Here is a 15,281-nt window from a genome sequence, read left to right as displayed (position 1 = left end):
ATCTGATCCGAGTTCAGTGCCCGTGGGGCCTTAACGGACACGAGTGCGGGAGCGAGATAGTCGGGGCTCGTCAATTTTGGCCAGTTCCTCATCGGTCGCCATCCGGAACCCGCCGGCCGCAGGGGTCGGAACGGGATGGCGAGGCTGACCGCGAGTAGCCCAGAGGCTTGCTCCGATTGATGTGGCGAGGATAAGGAAAATTACTGCCAGCGATACCGGTGTAGAAATATAGAACACTTCGAGTAGCAGCATCTTGATGCCCACCCACACGAGCAAGAGAGCCAAACCGATCTTTAGGTAGATGAAGCGATGCATGAGGTCGGCCAGAAGAAAGTACATTGCGCGCAGACCGAGAATCGCGAATGCGTTTGCAGTAAACACAAGAAACGGCTCATCCGTGACCGCAAAGATTGCTGGTATTGAGTCGACGGCGAAGACAATGTCGGTTACTTCGACCAGCACCAGAACAGCTAGGAGGGGGGTCGCGAGCAGCACTCCAGCCTTTCGCACGACAAGTTTCTGTCCGTAGAAAGCATCCGTCATCGGCACACGGCGACGGAACAGTCTCAGCACTGATGACTTTTCGGGATTGTAATGTTCGTTTCGTTTGCGAAGCATTTGGATGCCGGTGAACACCAAGAAGGCGCCGAACACGTAGAGCACCCAGCCGAAACTACTGAGCAGTACCGCACCGGCGGCGATGAAGAGGCCACGGAACACGAGCGCGCCAAGCACCCCCAGGAAGAGCACCCGGTGCTGAAATTGCGGGGGAACCGCGAACGCGGTGAAGATGATGGCCCAGACGAACACGTTGTCGATGGCTAGAGACTTTTCGATGATGAAGCCAGCAAAATATTGCTGACCGAATTCCGCACCAAACAGCCACCAGATGATGCCGCCGAAGCTCACGCCGGAGGCGACCCAGAAAACTGACCACGATGCAGCTTCGCGCGCTCCGATGACGTGTGCGGTTCGATGCGCGATCAGATCGATCACGAGCATCACGAGGATGACCCCGATAACGGCTAGCCATGCCCACAGTGGAACGTTCAACTTTGGTGCCTCCAGAATAGTGATACTTCTGGAGGTCTCGTCGAGCCCGAATCGGACCCTAGCTGCACCGGGTCGTGATGACACGACCGTATTGACGATGAGCTTCGCGGGGACTACTCCCCTCCTCCGAGTACTTAAACACATTCCCGGCGGCTGCACAACGGCTCGCACCGCAGATGGGGCGTACTCGCAGCTTACGCGGTACCGCTACAGTACTGCGTACGATCCTGCGGCAGCCGATCTATTTGCCGCTCCCGCCATTGGCCTGCCGTACGGTTGGGGTTATGGTTCACAATCGTGGCAAATCGGGTGATGCAGTCGCAGCGGCCGTGATCACTGTTTCCGATCGGAGTTCACGCGGTGAACGCGCCGACACCTCTGGGCCGCGCGCCGTTGAGCTGCTCAACGAGCACGGCTACACCGCCTCATTGACGGTGATTCCGGATGGTGCGGAATCAGTGACCGCCGCTATTCGTGCCGCGCTCGCCGCCGGCGCACGCGTGGTGATCACTAGCGGCGGAACCGGGATCGGGCCGCGGGATCTCACGCCGGAAGGCACGAGACCGGTACTCACTCGTGAACTCCCCGGAATCGCAGAAGCACTTCGCCGTGAAGGGGCCCGCAATACCAAACTGGCGGTGCTGAGCCGCGGATTGGCTGGAATCGCCGACAACTCCCTCGTCGTTAACCTGCCGGGTTCAGTGACGGCGGTTGGCGAGGGGCTCGCGGTGTTGCTGCCATTGATTCCCCATATTCTGAACCAGCTCGATGGTGGAGATCACTAACGACCACTAGAGATCACCGTGCCGTGATCGCCAGTGCGTTACTCGGGGCGGCGCCAGTCGCCAGAGCGGCCACCAGATTTCGCGAGCAGGCGCACGTTCTCAATCTGCACAGTTTTGTCCATGCCCTTCACCATGTCGACGATCGCAAGAGCCGCCACTGACACGGCCGTCATCGCTTCCATCTCCACACCGGTTCGGTCTGCAGTGCGCACGGTTGCGGTTACGGCAACCCCGTCATCCGTCACCTCAAGGTCGACGCTTGCCCCATGCACTCCGATGATGTGGGCGAGTGGCAATAGTTCGGCGGTGCGCTTTGCCGCCTGAATCCCGGCGATTCGCGCAACCGCCAGCACGTCACCCTTTGGAGCATTGCCCGAACGAAGTGCGTCGATGATGACGGCTGAGCAACGCACAAAACCGGCCGCGGTCGCCTCTCGCACTGTCGGTGTCTTGGCAGTAACATCCACCATTCGGGCTTGGCCGGCAGAATTAAGGTGGGTGAAGGGCTGATCGCTCATGACACCAGTGTGACAGTCAGCACGTCACCTTCGAGCACATCGGTGATCTCTTCTGGCACGAACGCTAATGCGTTCGCGTTTGCCAGACTCGCAACGAGGTATGAACCAGCACCACCAGCACTTGCGGGGCGCACGGATGCTGCACCGTCGCCATCAGACTCAACGATGACGGGCATGTATTGGGCGCGACCTAGAGGGCTGCGCCATCCCGCCGTGGTGGTGGCGGTCAGTGTTGGTCGAGAAACCTGCGATTTCCCCGCCATTGTGAGCAGTGCTGGGCGAACGAAGGCCTCGAATGACACAAATACACTCACCGGGTTGCCGGGCAAAGCAAAAATTACGGGGCCGCTCCCGCCAGCGACGGGGAAGCGGCCGAAGCCCTGTGGCTTGCCCGGCTGCATTCGCACCGGTCCGAACCAGACATTGAGCGGTGCGAGCACGGCCTTCACGACGTCATACGCGCCGACACTCACCCCGCCCGAGGTGACAAATGCATCCACTTCGTGAGCATGTTTCTCAAGGATCTCGCGCAGAGCGTTGTCGTCGTCGGGAACAGAACCAAGCTGAAGGGGGACACCACCACACTCGGTAATCATCGCTGCCAGCAGCAGCGAGTTCGAGTCGTGAATTTGGCCACGTTCCAGAGGCTCACCGGGCGCACGCAGTTCGGTGCCGGTCGAGAGCACGCCTACGCGCGGCGCCGGATGAACCGACAGTGTGCTGGATCCGGCTGCTGCCGCAGCAGCCAGATCACGGGCGCCGAGAACGCGACCCGCAGTCAGCACCGCATCCCCCGCGCGCACGTCAGTGCCCGTTCTGCGAATGTGAGCAGCGGGGTTCGGGGCGCGAAAAATGAGCACCGTTTCGATGCCTTCATCGGTGTCTTCAATCGGCACGATGCAGTCTGCGTCTTCCGGTACCGCGGCCCCAGTCATGATCCGGGCCGCCTCACCGGGCCGCAGCCGAGGGTTCTCTGGCGAGCCCGCGGGAAGATCGGCCACAACGCTGAGCGTCACCGGTGTCTCCGCAGTTGCGGATACGGCATCCGCCCGGTGGAGCGCATAACCGTCCATAGCGGAATTGTCGAAACCGGGAACATTTACCGCGGCGTGCACGTCTTCTGCGAGGGTGAGCTGCAACGCCTGCGCAATCGGAATAGTGACGATGGGCAGTGAGGTGACGCTAGCCAGAACACTGCTGAGGTGCTGCTCAATACTTATCGGCGGGGGAATTGCTGATGCGTCGTGGGCCATGCTCTCACCCTAGCGAAAGGCCATTCTGATTCGCGCTCGAATAGTCGGGGAAAAATCCCGCTATCATCCGTATTTGCGGTGATAAACTCCCAATCATGGCGCAATATCGGATTAGTGAGGCTGCTGGGCTTCTTGGGGTCAGTGACGACACCGTGCGACGCTGGATCGCTTCCGACGGACTGCCGATCTCTCTAGACGACGCCGGTCGGCAAGTTATGGACGGCGCAGATCTGGCCCACCGTGCTCAAGAGCGAGCTCGGCAGTCGAAGCAAGTGCATGGCGCTCCCGAAATTGCCAGTAGCGCTCGCAACCGCATGGTGGGGTTAGTCACCGGCATCCTCAGCGACACTGTCATGTCGCAGGTCGAACTTCAGTGCGGCCCTCACCGGATTGTTTCGCTCATGTCCACCGAAGCTGTGCGCGACTTGGGCCTCGAAATCGGGTCACTCGCCGTCGCCGTTGTTAAGGCAACCATGGTTGTCGTCGAGTCACCGAAAGACAACGCCTAGTGAAATACCGCGCTCGGCAACGTCGAAGCACGCTCCGCGCGGCAACCACCGTCGCGGCTCTGTCTCTCGCGGCCACTCTGGCGCTCGCGGGCTGCACACCGGTGCAATCTGCACCATCGTCCGGAGTCTCGACTGGCGCACTTCAGGGTGAGCTCACCATCTTTGCTGCCGCTTCTCTCTCTGCCTCGTTTACGGAGCTGGCTGACGCTTTCAGCGCCGAAAACCCTGGCGTGACGGTTGCCCCAATTTCCTTCGATGGATCATCGACTCTCGCAACCCAGATCAGTGAAGGCGCACCGGCAGATGTCTTCGCTTCAGCGGACGACGCCACCATGCAGAAGGTCAGCGACGAGATAGATGGATCGCCAACGCTGTTCGCGAGCAACATGTTGCAGATTGCTGTGCAACCGGGCAACCCGCTCGGCATCACCACGCTGACAGATCTCACGAAGCCAGGCGTGCAGCTTGCACTCTGTGCGCCAGCAGTGCCGTGTGGTGCGGCATCCCACACACTCCTCGACAGTGAGAGCATTGTGCTGACGCCGGTGACCGAAGAACAGAACGTGAAAGCCGTTCTCACTAAGGTGCAGCTGGGTGAAGTGGATGCCGGACTCGTCTACGTCACCGATGTTCTGGATGCTGCGGGTGCGGTAGATGGCGTGACCATTGCGGGCGCAGGCCCGGCGCGCAACACCTACCCGATAGCAACCCTGAGGGCATCGACACAGCTGGCTATTGGCGAGGCGTTCGTGAGCTTTGTGCTTTCTGAGCGAGGCCAGAGCATTCTCGCCACCTACGGGTTCTCGAGACCATGAGTGTGGCCAAGAGCAGCTCCGTGACCACGCGCGCCTCCGTGGCCGGCGGCACCGGAATCCCCCGGCTGCTCTACCTGCCAGCCGCCATTGGTTTCGCGCTGCTGATCCTGCCGATTATCGGACTATTTTTGCGCGCCGACTGGCCGAGGGTTCCCGCCGCGATCGTTTCTGAGGAGGCGTTGTCTGCGCTCCGCCTTTCGCTGCAGACAGCACTCTCCGCAACAGTGCTGTGCATCATCGTCGGGGTGCCACTCGCGCTCGTGATCGCCAGATCCGGCAGTCGACTGTCCGGTCTCCTCAGGGCACTCACGACGCTTCCCTTGGTGATGCCACCACTTGTCGGGGGCATCGCCCTGCTCTACCTGCTTGGGCGAAACGGACTGGTCGGCAGCGTGCTCGAACTCGCGTTCGGCATCCGGATTCCGTTCACTACGGCCGCGGTCGTGATCGCACAGGCCTTCGTTGCGCTGCCATTCTTAGTCATCTCGGTCGAAGGAGCGCTTCGCACAGCAGGGACTCGTTTTGAGTCGGTCGCGGCAACGCTCGGTGCTGGCAGATGGACTGTGTTTCGTCGGGTCACGCTTCCGCTCATCATGCCGGGCGTCATTGCGGGAACCGTGCTCTGCTTCGCCCGCGCGCTCGGCGAATTTGGAGCCACAGCGTTGTTCGCCGGCAATGCTGCGGGCATCACCCGCACCATGCCGCTCGCGATCTACACCGCATTCAACGGTGCCGGTGTGAGCCAAGATTCAGCTATCGCGTTGTCGCTGCTACTTGTGGTGGTCGGCATCATCATCCTTCTTTTGCTGCGCAGTTGGCGCACCGAACCCGAGCTCTGACCCATGACTCTGGATGCTGAACTCCTGCTGGGCCGGGGCCCATTCACTCTCGAGGCGAGGGTCACGGTCGCGGCCGGGGAGACACTCGCACTGCTCGGACCGAACGGGTCTGGTAAATCGACCATGCTCGCCGCGATCGCTGGTCTGCTGGTGCTCGACGGCGGCACCATTACTGTGGGCGGCAGGGTTCTCACTCAGGTGCCGGACTCGCCAAGCGGTCGAGTGCACGTGGTTCCTGCCCACCGTCGACGGATTGGGCTCCTTGGCCAGGATCCTCTGCTGTTTCCGCACCTCAACGCACTCGAGAACGTCGCCTTTGGGCTGCGAGCACACGGCATGCAGGTCGCAGAAGCCCGGGTCCGTGCCGCAGGATGGATTGATGCGGTCGGTCTGAGTTCGTTTGCCGACCGCAGACCCGCTGAACTTTCCGGAGGGCAGCAGCAGCGCATCGCCATTGCCCGAGTGCTGGCCACCGAACCCGACGTTCTGCTGTTCGATGAGCCGATGGCGGCACTCGATGTGCAGAACGCCTCTCTCGTGCGCACCCTGTTGCGTGAGTGCCTCGCCGATCGGGTCACCGCAGTTGGCAAACGAAACAATGCCACGCCACCGGCCACGATTGTGGTCACCCACGATGTGGTTGATGCGATGGTGTTGGCCGACCGCGTCGCCATTCTGGAGCGTGGGCGAATCGTCGATGTTGGTGACGTGGGGCGGGTACTTGGCCAACCGGCGAACCTGTTCGCTGCGACTCTTGTCGGTCTCAATTTGGTTGAGGGAATTGTAGAAACGCCTGAACTGGTGCGGATGCCCGATGGCCGCAGTTTTGTCTCCGATGGCGAACTTCCCGCGGTGGGTTCTGAGGTTTCTGTCGCGTTCCCGCCGTCTGCTGTCACCGTGCGTGGGGCGCGGCAAGAATCTGCAGCCCGCGGGCCTGTGGCGTCCGCGCCTCTGGCGCCAAACTCATGGCACGCAACAGTAGGAATCCTCGAGCCCGGAGCGAGGGGAATCCGCGTAACCCTGCGCGGTGACACTGTTGTCGCCGAGGCGCCCCCGGCCGAGTTGCTGGCAAAAAACATCTCCCCTGGTGACGTGGTCACGGCATCCATTGATCCAGCATTTGTCACCGTGTATCCACGCCGACTCGGCACACGGAGAAGGCTCTGATGCCGTCATGGTCGAAGACTCGTGACCTAGCTGGGCTTTTCCGCGTTCGGCCGCGCGTAATACCACCAGGCCAAAGCGGTGCAGAATGCAGACCAGACCGCGGAAATCACGAAGAACCAGAACGGCGCCATGGCCGACAACGCGATACCAACCAGGAAGGGGCCGAATGCGCCGATAGATGCGGTCCAACCGATCGCTCCTCCAGCCTGCCGGGGTGGGAAAATCATCGGCATCTGTTTGAACGTTCCTGCGTTGGCGAAGCCTGAGAAGAAGAAGATCAGCAGCATTCCGGTGAAGAACCCACTGAACTCTGATGCTGAAATAGGGCTGAGGAAGAACAGCGTCACCACCGCGCCGAGGGTCATTCCGACTCCACCAAGGAACGTGAAAATCGCGCCGCCCCAACGGTCACACAGTGGGCCGACCGCCGCGCGCACCAGCGCGCCGAGCATGGGACCTATCCACGCCCAGGCAAGCGGGTTCGGGGCATCGGGAAACGATCCGTAGATGTTCAGGATGATTAGGCCTGTTTGCGCAGCCAGCCCGCTGAATAGGCCAAAGGACATCAGGTAGATCGCTGTCATGATCCAGGTGTGCTTGTCTCGGAAGATGTCTAGTTGCTGGCGAAAGTTCGCCTTCACCGGCACCCGGCGCAGTACCAGGATGGCCAGAACAACCGCCAAAATAACCCACGGTACGAGAACCATGCCGCCGTTGTGCAGCCAGACCAACTTGCCCTCGGAGTCGCTTTGGGGGGTGAGTACCGCAGTGCCGAATAGTCCGAATCCGACAACCCAGGGCAGTAGCAGTTGCATGACGCCGATTCCGACGTTGCCGATGCCAGCCTGGACGCCTAACGCAGTACCAGCTAGCCGTTTCGGGAAGAAATAACTTGTGGATGCCATGAGCCCAGAAAAGCTACCTCCGCCGACGCCAGCGGCGAGCGCCAGGGAGATCAGTACCCAATAGGGGGTCGAGGTATCGTGCGCCGCGATTGTCCAACCGAAGAGCGGGAGCACGAGGAGTGCACCACTGAAGGCGACGAGTGTTCGCGTGCCCATAATTGGTGGAAGAAACATGAATACAAGGCGAAGCGAACCTCCCGCAAGCCCTGGTACTGCGACGAGCCAATACAGTTGCTCCTTCGTGAGCTCGTAGCCGATGTCGTTCAGCCGTGGTGCGATCGCACTAACGAGATACCACGTCGCGAACGCAAGAACCATCGTGTAGGTCGTTACCCACAGGGTGCGCCAGGCGAGCTTCTTGTCCCAGGTGGATTCGTCTTCGGGGTTCCAGTTCGAAAGGTCCGGTTTGAGGGCAGATCCTGCGGCTGAAGTCATCGTGAGCCTTTCCTGCAAGAAGTGATGGAGCTAGCGGTCAGAGCGGTTTATTGATTTGCGGCCCGAGCTCTTCGTGACAGGACGCGTGCTGGGTTCCCAGCCACGTCGAGTGGCGCGGGCTCCGCGATGCTCGTCGCGCGAACGGTAGACGACGTAGGGCCGGAACAAATACCCAATCGGTACTGACAGCATGTGCACGAGGCGGGTATACGGCCAGATCAGGAATAGCCCGGTGGAGACCAGCACGTGAAGCTGAAAAGCGAGCGGAACGCCCACCATGAGCGAGGCATCTGGCCGCAACAGGATGAGGCTGCGAATCCATGGCGAGATTGTTCCGCGGTAGTCGTAGCCCGCTCCCAACACCTGGAACTGGATGACTGCGACTGTCCCCAGCAACAACGAACCAGCCAGGAAAACGTACATGACGACATCCATGACTGTGGTGACTCTCGCGACCCGCTTGACTGTCGTGCGGCGGACGAGGAGGATCACGATTCCGGCGATCGTAATGAGCGCAACAGCGGTGCCAATCCAGGTCGCTCCGAGATGGTAGACCTGCTCGCTTATGCCGACAAACTCCATCCACTCTTTGGGGATGAGAAGCCCGACGACGTGACCCGCGAAGACTCCAAGGATGCCGTAGTGAAACATTGGCGAACCCCAGCGCAGAATTCTTGTCTCGTATATTTGGCTTGACCTCGAGGTCCAACCAAATTTGTCATACCGGTAGCGCAGGATGTGCCCGACGATGAAGCTTGCTCCCGCAATATAGGGAAACGCGACCCAGAGCAGTACATCTATGGGAGTCATGCCCTTACTCCTTCACTGCTGGTGCCGGAGGGACTGTAGGGCTCAAGCGCGCCAAGGAATGTGGTGACCCCAACCATTTCAGTTGGGGGGCCCTCGTTGACGAGTCGCAAATAGCGTTCACGGGTTTCGTCATCGATGGCAGGGAATGAGCGACACACTGCCGCAACCACATGCGCGTAGGGACTGTCGAATGACTCCAGTGCGGTGCGGAGAACTTCGATTCCTTCACGGTAGGAAGCGAGAAGCTGGCCCGCGATGGGCGAGTCGCTTCGGGCCGAGAACTCCAGAACCATGGGGAGGTAGTCAGGAAGTTCACCGTCTTCGACCTCCCACCCGGCCGCCCGATACGCCTCGATGAAGCCCACGAGGGCCATCCCACGTCGACGCGTATCGCCGGTCGAATAGTAAGTGAGATAGGGACAGCACTTGCGTTTCTGATCGAAGATCGACGTGAAGTGCGCCTCTAATTGCTGCTGATTCATCACGGATACCTTCGTCAGAAACGCGTCGAACTCCTCAGCGATTTCGTCAGGCAGAGATGAGATGGTCGAAGCTATCAACCCAAAATGAGCCCGGCGGTCTGGCTGGGGATAATCGAGAAGGATGGATGCCGCCATGTGAATGGTTCTGCGTTGTTCGTCGCTAAGCGCAGAAGTCGCCAAATTGGCTAGTGGCTTCTTGCGTCGGCGACGGGGGATGGTTAGCCCGTTGGTCAGGGGGCTCATGCTTGGCTCCCGGACTCGGCTGCGGGCGGGAACATTCCGTTGGAGACTCCACTGCCGTTCCAGTTCAGGAGATTCAGGCGGCCGGTCGTCGACGGCTCACTCGGGTCGGTGAGGTTCTTGAGAGCGTTGAAGCTTTCCACCGTTGCGTCGATCGGCGTGCCAGGGATACGTGCCGTAGCGGTGAGATCTGCCGTCGAGCTCGGTCCGCCCATCCCGGGGCCACCATCGGTGTCTAGAGAGCACGCGAAGTCATCCAGGTCTCGTGCAGACTCGACGTGCGCTTTCGGAATAACATACCGGTCCTCATATTTGGCGATTGCCAGAAGCCGATACATCGCTTCCATCTCCTCACCGGTCATACCAACAGCGTGGGCGATGTTCTCGTTCGCTTCCTTGCCGAGGTTGATGTCGCGCATGTACGAGCGCATAGCGGCGAGCTTTTTGAGCGAGTACTCCACCGGAACCGTGTCGCCGGCGGTGAAAAGCCCTGCAAGGTACTCAATCGGGATGCGCAGCTTGTCGATTGCTGCAAACAGGTTACGAACATCCTCGCCGTCGTTTCCGCTGTTGGAGACGACGTCGACAACGGGAGACAGCGGCGGGATGTACCAGACCATTGGCATGGTGCGGTACTCCGGGTGCAGCGGCAGTGCCACCTTGTACTCGCTGATGAGCTTGTAGATAGGGCTGTTCTGGGCGGCCTCAATCCAGTCATCCGCGATGCCGTCATTCTTCGCCTGAGCGATGATCGCCGGATCGAACGGGTCAAGCATGACGGAACGCTGCGCATCCAAAAGCTCGTGCTCATCTTCGATGGATGCGGCCTCAAGAACGCGGTCTGCGTCATACAACATGAGACCGAGATAGCGAAGCCTTCCCACGCAGGTTTCAGAGCAGATGGTGGGCTTGCCCTGCTCGATGAGCGGGTAGCACAGCGTGCACTTTTCCGCTTTGTTCGTCTTGTGGTTGAAGTAGACCTTCTTGTAGGGGCATGCCGGAACACACATCCGCCAACCACGGCAGTCGTCTTGGTCGACGAGCACGATGCCGTCTTCTTCGCGCTTGTACATCGCGCCGGAGGGGCACGCAGAAACACAGGATGGGTTCAGGCAATGCTCGCAGATACGCGGCAGGTAGAACATGAAGGTCTTCTCGAACTCCATAGTTACGTGCTCGCTCATGTGGGCAAGGATCGGGTCATCCTGCGCGGTTTCTTGCGAGCCACCGAGGTTGTCATCCCAGTTTCCCGACCACTTGATGTCCATGTCCTTGCCAGTGAGGAGAGACTTCGGGCGTGCGACCGGGCCGTTCTTCGTCTGGGGCGCGTGCGTGAGCATGTCGTAGTCGTAGGTCCACGGCTCGTAGTAGTCGTCGATCGTGGGCATGTTGTTGTTGGAGAAGATGCCCAGGAGTTTCGTGAGGCGCCCGCCAGCCTTGAGCTTCAGGCGACCTCGCTTGTTGCGAACCCAGCCGCCCTTCCACTTCTCTTGGTCTTCATACTGGCGCGGGTAACCGATACCCGGCCGCGTCTCGACATTGTTGAACCAGACGTACTCCATACCGTCGCGGTTCGTCCATACCTGCTTGCACGTTACCGAGCAGGTGTGGCATCCGATGCACTTGTCGAGGTTCATCACCATCGACATTTGGGCCATGACACGCATCAGTACTCCACATCTTGGCTACGGCGACGGATCACAGTAACCTCATCGCGCTGGTTCCCGGTTGGGCCGAGATAGTTGAAGGCGAATGACAACTGGGCGTAGCCGCCGATCAGGTGGGTTGGTTTCAGCAGTATTCGGGTGAGCGAGTTGTTCGTGCCGCCCCGTTGGCCAGAAGTTTCGGCCACCGGGACATTGATGGTGCGATCCTTCGCGTGGTACATGTACACGGTGCCTTCCGGCATCCGATGCGAAACCACGGCCCGGGCGACGACAACCCCGTTGCGGTTGTACGACTCAATCCACTCGTTGTCGCGAACCCCGATCTTGTCGGCGTCTTGCGGCGACATCCAAATGGTGGGCCCGCCTCGCGAGAGGGTGAGCATCATGAGGTTGTCCTGGTATTCGGAGTGAATTGACCACTTCGAGTGCGGGGTGAGGTACCGCACCGCGACTTCCGCCCGGCCCTTCGACCCTGGCGCGCCAGTTGGCGAGGTCGATCCGATGATCGAGTCATTAAAGAGGCGATGCATGTCTAGCGGCGGGCGGAACACCGGCAGTGCTTCACCGAGCTCCAACATCCAGTCATGGTCGAGATAGAAGTGCTGTCGCCCGGTGAGCGTGTGCCACGGCTTGAGGTGTTCAACGTTGATCACGAACGCGCTGTACCGTCGACCGCCGTGTTCGCTGCCCGACCATTCCGGGGAGGTGAGAACGGGCACTGGGCTGCCGGCAACATCCTTGAAGGTGAACCGTGTTCCCTCTTTTTCGCTAGCCAGGTGTGCAAGCTTCTGGCCCGTGTGCTTCTCCAGTTGGCGGAAGCCTTGAGTGCCCAGCCGGCCGTTTGTTGTACCCGAGAAGGTGAGCACCATTTCGGCTGCCTTCACATCGGTGTCGAGTTTCGGTCGACCCTTCGTTGGCCCACTTTCGACGAGACCGTTGCGGTTTCCGAGATCTTCGACTTCGATGTCAGGGTTGAACTTCACACCCTTCGTGACCATGCCCAGTTTTGCGGTGAGTGGGCCAAGCGCAGCCATCCGTGCGCCGAAGGCGGGGTAGTCGCGTTCCACAACGGCGAGCTTGGGCATCGTGACGCCGGGGATCAGCTTCGGATTGTCGACCACCACGCCGTGCGGGGTGGACATCGCATCAGGGGTGTCATGCAGCAGCGGAGAGGCGACGAGGTCTTTGCGAACGCCCAAGTGCTCTACCGAGAGTTCAGAAATCTTCTTCGCGAGCAGGTGGAAGATATCGAAGTCGGTTTTCGTCTGCCACGGCGGGGTGATTGCCGGATTGAAAGTGTGGATGAACGGATGCATGTCTGTCGTCGACAGGTCGTGCTTTTCGTACCAGGTGGCTGGGGGAAGCACCACGTCGCTGAACAGCGTCGTCGACGTGTTGCGGAAGTCACTCGTGACCATCAGGTCGAGTTTTCCTATGGGCGCTTCGTCATGCCAGTCAATGGATTTCGGCCGGCGCTCAGGCTCTGACTCGTCACCACGAATAGCGGAGTCTGTGCCGAGCAGGTGCTTGAGAAAGTATTCGTTGCCCTTGCCAGAAGAGCCGATGATGTTGGCTCGCCAGACGTTGAGAACGCGCGGAAAGTTCTCGGGCGCATCCGGATCTTCGCAGGCGTAGCGCATGTCACCGCTCGTGAGCTCGTCGACAACGTATTGTGCTGGTTCGACTCCGGCCTTCTCTGCCTCGTCGACGATGTCGAGGGGGTTTCGGTTGAACGTGGGGTAGCTGGGCATCCACCCGCGTTTCGCCGATTCGACGAGACAATCTGCGGTGGTCTGGCCGGCGAAAAGACCCGTTGCTTGAGCGCTGGAGAGAGTGTCAGCGGGCAGCCCGTCGTAACGCCACTGATCGGTAGCGAGGTACCAGAAGGCGGTGCCAATCATCTGCCGAGGAGGACGCACCCAGTCGAGACCGAACGCGTACTGAGCCCATCCGGTGAGCGGACGAACCTTCTCTTGGCCAACGTAGTGGGCCCATCCGCCACCATTTTTGCCCTGGCAGCCGGTCATCGTGGTCAACGCGAGGAAGGCGCGGTAGATGGTGTCGGAGTGGAACCAGTGGTTGGTTCCGGCACCCATGAGGATCATCGAGCGACCGTCGGAATCCTCTGCGTTCTGAGCAAATTCGCGGCCGATCCGCTCGGCGGCCTGCGCAGGAACAGAAGTGATCTCCTCTTGCCACGCGGGGGTTCCTGGCGCGGATGCGTCGTCATAGCCAGTCGGCCATTCGCCGGGAAGCCCTTCCCGTTCGACACCGTACTGGGCGAGCAAAAGGTCGAAGACGGTGGTTACTGTGCGACCCGCGACGGTGCGTATGGGAACACCGCGGCGCATGGTGCCAGCGGTGCCTGCGTGTTCCTCGCCATCGGTGGGAGCAAGATCGAATCGAGGAAGGTCGATGAGGACCGACGACTTGTCATAGCCGGGGGCGTCGGCGATAGAAAGTAGCGGATCCACGTCGCCGAGGTCGAGGTTCCAGAGCCCTTCATCTTTCTCAGAGAATCGGTGACCGATCGAACCGTTCGGCACAACCGGTGTGGCTTTCTGGTCGAGGAGTACCGGTTTGAACGCTGCATTCGGAACTTCGGCGGCCTTGCCGGGAAGGGCATCAGCCATGAGGAACTTGCCGGGTATCCAGGAGTCGCCCGACTTGGTCAGCTCGATGAGGTAGCTGGAGTCGCTGAACTTCTTCATGTAGTCGACGAACATGGGCGTCTTACGGTCGACGAGGAACTCGGTGAGGATCACGTGTCCCATGGCGATTGCGAGCGCACCGTCGGTGCCGGGGTGTGGCGCGAGCCACTCGTCGGCGAACTTGGTGTTGTCGGCGTAGTCAGGGGAGACCACAATGACTTTCTGCCCCCGGTAGCGGGCCTCGACCATGAAGTGTGCGTCCGGAGTGCGGGTCACGGGAACGTTGGAGCCCCACATCATGAGGTACGAGGAGTTCCACCAGTCAGCGGATTCTGGCACGTCGGTCTGGTCGCCGAAGACTTGGGGCGAAGCGACCGGCAGATCGGCGTACCAGTCGTAGAACGAGAGCATCGTTCCACCGAGCATGGTGACGAAACGGGAACCGACGCCGTGGGAAACGATCGACATGGCTGGAATCGGTGAGAAACCGGCGATGCGGTCGGGCCCGTAGGTCTTGATGGTGTGCACGTGTGCTGCGGCGACGATCTCGGATGCTTCATCCCAGCTTGCTCGAACAAGCCCACCCTTACCGCGCGCCTGCTTATACGCTCTCGCGGTCTTGGGGTTGCCGGTTACCTCGGCCCAGGCCAGCACCGGGTCGCCGGTCTTTGCCTTCGCCGCACGGAATGCTTCAAGGAGAACACCACGCACGTACGGGTACTTGATGCGTGTCGGGGAGTAGGTGTACCAGCTAAAGGATGCGCCTCGCGGGCAACCTCGTGGTTCGTACTCTGGCGAATCCGGGCCGACCAGAGGGTAGTCGGTCTGCTGGGTTTCCCACGTGATGATGCCGTCTTTGACGTACACCTTCCACGAGCACGATCCGGTGCAGTTCACTCCATGCGTTGAGCGGACTTCTTTGTCATGGGTCCAGCGATCACGGTAGAAGGAGTCGGCATCCCTGCCGCCCTTGAGGAACACTGATCGAAGATCTTCGGAGACCTCTCCCGGGCGTAGGAATTTTCCTAACTTCAGCAGCGAGTCGGAGAGTACGCCATCCGTTCCGGCATTGGATGGTGTGGCGTCTTTGCGAGTATTCACGGCAGTTCCTGATCGTGCTGGGGAGTTCATGCTGGGGAACATCGCGGTGGT

13 protein-coding genes are annotated in these 15,281 nt (G+C 60.3%); 5 read left to right on the top strand and 8 right to left on the bottom strand.

The window, feature by feature from the left end:
• Positions 1-30: 30 nt before the first annotated feature.
• Positions 31-1,053, bottom strand: coding sequence for a TerC family protein (locus tag ACTJJW_RS01485; RefSeq protein ID WP_462642215.1), 1,023 nt, complete (start codon positions 1,051-1,053; stop codon positions 31-33).
• A gap of 284 nt (positions 1,054-1,337) precedes the next feature.
• Here ACTJJW_RS01485 and ACTJJW_RS01480 point away from each other — a divergent pair, with 284 nt between their 5' ends.
• Positions 1,338-1,838, top strand: coding sequence for a MogA/MoaB family molybdenum cofactor biosynthesis protein (locus ACTJJW_RS01480; protein WP_462642214.1), 501 nt, complete (start codon positions 1,338-1,340; stop codon positions 1,836-1,838).
• A 38-nt stretch (positions 1,839-1,876) separates the two neighbouring features.
• Here ACTJJW_RS01480 and moaC read toward each other — a convergent pair whose 3' ends face one another.
• Positions 1,877-2,356 (bottom strand): cyclic pyranopterin monophosphate synthase MoaC, encoded by a 480-nt coding sequence (gene moaC, locus ACTJJW_RS01475; RefSeq protein ID WP_462642213.1) that lies wholly within the window; start codon positions 2,354-2,356, stop codon positions 1,877-1,879.
• Positions 2,353-3,609, bottom strand: coding sequence for a molybdopterin molybdotransferase MoeA (locus ACTJJW_RS01470; protein WP_462642212.1), 1,257 nt, complete (start codon positions 3,607-3,609; stop codon positions 2,353-2,355). Before ACTJJW_RS01470 ends, moaC begins: the two co-directional genes overlap by 4 nt.
• Before the next feature lie 95 nt (positions 3,610-3,704).
• On the opposite strand from ACTJJW_RS01470, the gene ACTJJW_RS01465 reads away from it, so the two are divergent.
• From ACTJJW_RS01465 to ACTJJW_RS01450, 4 genes are read left to right on the top strand one after another with little or no spacing between them, the layout of a single operon-like run.
• Positions 3,705-4,118: a TOBE domain-containing protein gene (locus ACTJJW_RS01465; RefSeq protein WP_462642210.1), complete on the top strand. Its 414-nt coding sequence runs from the start codon at positions 3,705-3,707 to the stop codon at positions 4,116-4,118.
• On the top strand, positions 4,118-4,933 hold the full coding sequence (gene modA, locus ACTJJW_RS01460) for a molybdate ABC transporter substrate-binding protein (RefSeq protein WP_462642209.1): 816 nt from the start codon (positions 4,118-4,120) through the stop codon (positions 4,931-4,933). The genes ACTJJW_RS01465 and modA overlap by 1 nt, the downstream gene beginning before the upstream one ends.
• The gene (locus ACTJJW_RS01455) at positions 4,930-5,772 is read left to right on the top strand and encodes an ABC transporter permease (protein WP_462642208.1); all 843 of its coding nucleotides are present in this window, start codon (positions 4,930-4,932) and stop codon (positions 5,770-5,772) included. Before modA ends, ACTJJW_RS01455 begins: the two co-directional genes overlap by 4 nt.
• 3 nt (positions 5,773-5,775) lie before the next feature.
• Positions 5,776-6,939 carry an ABC transporter ATP-binding protein gene (locus tag ACTJJW_RS01450; RefSeq protein WP_462642207.1) on the top strand — a complete coding sequence of 388 codons (1,164 nt, stop codon included), beginning with the start codon at positions 5,776-5,778 and terminating at the stop codon, positions 6,937-6,939.
• A gap of 26 nt (positions 6,940-6,965) precedes the next feature.
• Here the strand turns inward: ACTJJW_RS01450 and ACTJJW_RS01445 are convergent, their stop codons facing one another.
• Genes ACTJJW_RS01445 through ACTJJW_RS01425 form a run of 5 tightly spaced genes read right to left on the bottom strand, consistent with a single transcriptional unit; the run spans position 6,966 to position 15,230 of the window.
• Positions 6,966-8,279, bottom strand: coding sequence for an MFS transporter (locus ACTJJW_RS01445; protein ID WP_462642206.1), 1,314 nt, complete (start codon positions 8,277-8,279; stop codon positions 6,966-6,968).
• 30 nt (positions 8,280-8,309) lie between these two features.
• Positions 8,310-9,089, bottom strand: a complete 780-nt coding sequence (gene narI, locus ACTJJW_RS01440; protein ID WP_462642205.1) for a respiratory nitrate reductase subunit gamma — start codon at positions 9,087-9,089, stop codon at positions 8,310-8,312.
• On the bottom strand, positions 9,086-9,814 hold the full coding sequence (gene narJ, locus ACTJJW_RS01435) for a nitrate reductase molybdenum cofactor assembly chaperone (protein WP_462642203.1): 729 nt from the start codon (positions 9,812-9,814) through the stop codon (positions 9,086-9,088). Before narJ ends, narI begins: the two co-directional genes overlap by 4 nt.
• Positions 9,811-11,478, bottom strand: a complete 1,668-nt coding sequence (gene narH, locus ACTJJW_RS01430; RefSeq protein WP_462642202.1) for a nitrate reductase subunit beta — start codon at positions 11,476-11,478, stop codon at positions 9,811-9,813. Before narH ends, narJ begins: the two co-directional genes overlap by 4 nt.
• A complete protein-coding gene (locus tag ACTJJW_RS01425) occupies positions 11,478-15,230 on the bottom strand; it encodes a nitrate reductase subunit alpha (RefSeq protein WP_462642200.1) in 3,753 nt (1,250 codons plus the stop codon). The genes narH and ACTJJW_RS01425 overlap by 1 nt, the downstream gene beginning before the upstream one ends.
• Between the last annotated feature and the right edge of the window lie 51 nt (positions 15,231-15,281).

The sequence above is a fragment of the Rhodoglobus galactosidasius genome (assembly GCF_054957775.1).
The sequence above is the reverse complement of the archived record's forward strand: the minus strand, read 5'-3'. Positions and strand labels throughout refer to the sequence as shown.

Bases quoted from the DNA above. Each gene is read 5' to 3' on its own strand.
- ACTJJW_RS01470 (WP_462642212.1), bottom strand. From the start codon at position 3,609: ATGGCCCACGACGCATCAGCAATTCCCCCGCCGATAAGTATTGAGCAG.
- ACTJJW_RS01480 (WP_462642214.1), top strand. From the start codon at position 1,338: ATGGTTCACAATCGTGGCAAATCGGGTGATGCAGTCGCAGCGGCCGTG.
- ACTJJW_RS01450 (WP_462642207.1), top strand. From the start codon at position 5,776: ATGACTCTGGATGCTGAACTCCTGCTGGGCCGGGGCCCATTCACTCTC.
- ACTJJW_RS01445 (WP_462642206.1), bottom strand. From the start codon at position 8,279: ATGACTTCAGCCGCAGGATCTGCCCTCAAACCGGACCTTTCGAACTGG.
- narJ (WP_462642203.1), bottom strand. From the start codon at position 9,814: ATGAGCCCCCTGACCAACGGGCTAACCATCCCCCGTCGCCGACGCAAG.
- narI (WP_462642205.1), bottom strand. From the start codon at position 9,089: ATGACTCCCATAGATGTACTGCTCTGGGTCGCGTTTCCCTATATTGCG.
- moaC (WP_462642213.1), bottom strand. From the start codon at position 2,356: ATGAGCGATCAGCCCTTCACCCACCTTAATTCTGCCGGCCAAGCCCGA.
- ACTJJW_RS01465 (WP_462642210.1), top strand. From the start codon at position 3,705: ATGGCGCAATATCGGATTAGTGAGGCTGCTGGGCTTCTTGGGGTCAGT.
- narH (WP_462642202.1), bottom strand. From the start codon at position 11,478: ATGCGTGTCATGGCCCAAATGTCGATGGTGATGAACCTCGACAAGTGC.
- ACTJJW_RS01455 (WP_462642208.1), top strand. From the start codon at position 4,930: ATGAGTGTGGCCAAGAGCAGCTCCGTGACCACGCGCGCCTCCGTGGCC.